This is a genomic window from Mesotoga sp. UBA5557 (assembly GCF_002425715.1).
Taxonomy (GTDB): Bacteria; Thermotogota; Thermotogae; order Petrotogales; family Kosmotogaceae; genus Mesotoga.
In genome coordinates this window covers 26876-30586 of sequence record NZ_DIMV01000076.1, presented here as the reverse complement: position 1 = coordinate 30586, position 3711 = coordinate 26876, and the positions used below count along the sequence as shown (strand labels likewise).

At 44.7% G+C, this 3711-nt stretch carries 1 protein-coding gene; it reads left to right on the top strand.

The features are described from left to right. Positions 1–713: 713 nt before the first annotated feature. Positions 714–3365, top strand: coding sequence for a PAS domain S-box protein (locus B3157_RS10860; protein WP_292590468.1), 2652 nt, complete (start codon positions 714–716; stop codon positions 3363–3365). The last annotated feature ends 346 nt before the right edge of the window (positions 3366–3711 follow it).

Sequence of the window (3711 nt, the reverse complement as noted above, 5' to 3'; positions counted from 1 at the left end):
CCATTTTCTTATTCAACTTGCATCTTGGAACTTGGAGCTGATGATCAAGAACCCGGACACGGAGTGTCAACGATGAACCGCTCTTCTGCTCTTGATATTAAATCCCCGCTTGAGCGGGGGGGGGACCGCTTGCGGTGGGGAGTGTGCTCTTTGAAGCGCGTTTCAAATTGTACTCCTTTTGGATTATTCGTATCACATAGGGGTATCTGTATCTATATAAAAGAATACGATTACCCAGTCTTCACTTCATTTATCGAAGCGAAGATCTCGTCGAGACTTTTTCTCGGTTTCTCTCTTATCGAAATGATCTAGGAAATTAAGTGTGGGAGATGTTCATTTGATGCTTACATTGAAGGCATTCAAACTCTTACTCAATAATGTGTGGAAAAAGCCCGTCCTTTCGTCACTAAAAGTCACACCTATCTAAGGAAACAAGTTTATAATAGATATGTAACTATATTTTGAGTGCGATTATTATTAAATTAACTTAGATAACATTTATGTAAAGCACACTTCTTTTCAGAAATCGTTTGATAACAGTGTATGCGAAGCTCAATGACTGCAGTTAGGATTTTTGGAATTATGGTAATCGTGGCGGCGCGCTTGGCAGTGATTCATTCCTTTGCTTTCAGCTTTGTTTTCTCGAGGATGAATCCGTTAACGGCTTGCCATTCTGTACACACCGGGGAGCGACAGGTGTCGCCGGAGGTTCTATGAGGCAATTTCCCGATCTTGTTAATTATATAGTGGACATGGTATTCGTTTCCGACATGGAAGCCAGTATAGTCTATGTAAACGATGCCGTTACAAACAATAACGGTTTCTCGAGAGAGGAGCTGCTCGGTAAGTCCTTGTCGACCATTGAAACAAAGATTACAGAAGCATCGTTCAGAGAATTCTGGTCGAAAGCCGCCGTCGGTACTTCTAGAACGATCAACGACCAGCACTACTACAGAGACTGTGGTTCTGTTCCAGTCGAGATACATTCTGTCTTGATTGAAGACGGTAGGGAGAGACTGGTCGTAAGCACTGTGAGAGATATAACACAGCGGAAGCGAGATGAAAAGCTTCTTGAAGAGAAGAATCTTCTGCTTCAGGCACTCGTAAATGCTCCAACCGAATCGCTGTTTCAGATAGATCCTTCAGGAAAGGTTATAACTGCCAATCAGACCCTCTCCAAGAGGCTTGGTACTGATCTGGAGACGCTGATCGGCAAGAATCTGTATGATTTCATCCCGCAAGAACTCGCCGAAGTAAGAAAGATCCATATCGAAGAGGTTCTGAAAACAGGAAACCAGAAGACAATGGAAGACCGTCGAGATGGAATTGTACTTAAAACAACCATATACCCGGTATTCGTAAGGAACGGGCAGGTCGAAAGTCTTGTTCTCTTTTCAGAAGATATAACTGCAAGAAAGAATGCTGAAGATAGATTGAAGGATAGCGAGAGAAGAGCAAGTAAAAAACTCGAGGTGATTCTCGATCCCGAAGGCGAAATTGAGAATATGGAACTTGAGTATCTACTGGATGTCGAGACTATCCAGTCTATCATGAACGACTTCTACAAACTGACCAATATTGGAGTAGCGATCGTCGATACTCTCGGAAATGTCCTCGTCGAGACCGGTTGGCAGGAAATATGCACAAAGTATCACCGTGTGAATCCTGGGACTCTCAAGAACTGTCTTTACAGTGATATAGAGCTTTCGAAGGGCATAGAGCCGGGAGCGTTTAAGCTCTACAAATGTGCCAACAATATGTGGGATATGAGTACCCCAATAATCGTGGGCAATACCCATATGGGGAATCTATTTTTGGGACAGTTCTTCATGGAAGATGAGAGCGTGGATTACGATGTCTTCAGGAAACAGGCGAGAAGATACGGTTTTAACGAAAAAGAGTATATTGAGGCTCTGGACAAAGTGCCCAGGTGGAATCGCGATACCGTCATGACCGCAATGACCTTCTACTCAAAGTTTGCACAAAGGCTCTCGAGACTGAGTTTTTCGAATATGAAGCTAGCCAAGGCTCTCTCCGAAAGAGACGGATTTCTTCAAATGATTGAAGAAAAGGAGAGCAGGTTCAGAAGATATGTTGAGAATGCCCCGGACGGAATATTCGTCGCAGATGGAAGAGGCAATTATACAGATGTTAACGAAGCGTCCTGTCTAATCACCGGCTATTCAAGAGAAGAGCTGCTGAAAATGAACTTCAAACAGTTGGCGGCTCCCGAGAGTCTTCTGGAGGCCGAAAACCATTTCAGGAGGACTGTCGAAGCCGGCGTGGCAGAAGGCATTACTGCCTTCGTTAAGAAGACAGGCGAGAAGAGATACTGGAATGTCAGAGCCGTAAGGCTCGACGATTCGAGCATCATCGGGTTCACCAGAGACGTAACCGATCTCGTCATAAGCCAGGAGGCCCTGAAGAAATCCGAAGAAGAGAAATCACTCATACTTAACACAACCAAGGAAATAATAGTCTATTACGACACCGATCTTAACATAATCTGGGCGAACAGAGCTATGGCAGAGCTTTTTGGAACAAGCATAGAAAAGCTTGTCGGCATGAGCTGTGTCGATGTTTGGCAGCGTGGCAAGAAGTCCGATAACTGCATCCTGAAAAAGGTTCTTGACACGGGCTCTCAGGAAGTTGGAGAAATAATTACCAAGTTTGCCACAGCATTGTACATAAGGGCTTATCCGGTTAGGGATGCAGACGGGAAGATTACCGGCGTTGTTGAAATCTGCGAAGACATAACAGAAAGAAATCGACTATCTAGCAGCCTAGAATCAGCTTTCGAAGCACTTGTTCGTGCCGCTTCGGACATTGTTAGCGCCAAGGATCCTTACACGGCCGGCCATCAGAAAAATGTGAGCGATCTGGCCGTGGCGATAGGAAAGAAAATGGGTCTAGATCATGAGACTTGCAACTGTCTTAAGGTTGCCGGTCTACTTCACGATATAGGGAAGATCTCAGTTCCTACGGAAATTCTGTCCAAACCAGGAAAGCTGAGCGATATTGAGTTCAGACTAGTAAGGGAACATTCGAAGAATGGCTATAATATACTCAAGGATATAGATCTTCCCTGGCCCATTGCCGATATAGTGTTACAGCATCACGAAAGACTCGATGGATCTGGTTATCCAGGAAGTTTGAAAGACGATCAAATAAGGCTCGAATCAAAAATAATAGCCGTTGCCGATGTCGTTGAGGCTATAACCTCCCACAGACCCTACAGGGCGGCCCTGGGAATTGAATTCGCCCTTAATGAGATAAAGGAAAATTCAGGCAGACTGTACGATCCGTTAGTGGTAAAAGTCTGTGTGGATCTGATCGAAGAAGGCTATACTTTCGAAAATTCCTAGGAAGTCTTTTTCTGCGCCATTTGGGTTTTGCTTATGCTTCCAGCCTGCTTCTATACTATCTGCTCTTCTATTCTAGAAGTGAAAGAACAGCAAGAACAGCACTTCCACCCTATCTGTTCTATTTATCTCCAATATCCTTGCTGGGTAAATGTGTTGTTTGGGACTCCTGTTCAGAGTCATTTCGGACCTGATCCTGGATCCAGGGGTCTTGAGCCTCCCGCTGAAAGCGTCATCATTTCCTGCTGCTCTTATTCTCTCTTAACAGCGTACAGCGTTTTCTGCCCAAGCGGATTCTTTGCCCGCGAAGCAGAACTTGCCTTTGCGAAGCAAAGACTGGCTTCTGAAT

What these genes read in the sequence shown, in the direction of transcription:
- B3157_RS10860 (WP_292590468.1), top strand. Translation starts at nt 714, where the DNA reads ATGAGGCAATTTCCCGATCTTGTTAATTATATAGTGGACATGGTATTC.